This is a genomic window from Streptomyces malaysiensis subsp. samsunensis (genome assembly GCF_024519315.1).
Classification (GTDB): domain Bacteria; phylum Actinomycetota; class Actinomycetes; order Streptomycetales; family Streptomycetaceae; genus Streptomyces; species Streptomyces malaysiensis.
The window spans coordinates 1-215 of the sequence record NZ_JANIIC010000306.1 but is presented as its reverse complement, the minus strand read 5'-3'; the positions used below and the strand labels follow the sequence as shown (position 1 = coordinate 215).

At 67.0% G+C, this 215-nt stretch carries 1 protein-coding gene; it reads right to left on the bottom strand.

Annotated features, from left to right (window positions below):
- Window positions 1-7: 7 nt before the first annotated feature.
- Window positions 8-215: transposase (locus NQU54_RS49015; protein WP_257636722.1), on the bottom strand; the 208-nt coding region annotated here is incomplete at its 5' end.

The window sequence follows — 215 nt, the reverse complement described above, 5'->3', positions numbered from 1 at the left end:
AGAACTCCTATCGGAATGACTTCAGGCGTCGCCAGCAGATCAGCGCGCAGGCCAGGGTGAGGAAGGCTTCGTGTATGTCGTCGCGGATCTCCCAGCGGATGCGCAGGCGGCGGAACCAGTGCAGGTGGGCGAACGCGCGTTCCACGACCCAGCGTTGGGTGCCCAGACCGGAGCCGTGCTCAGTGCCGCGGCGGGCGATCAGCGGTTTCACGCCG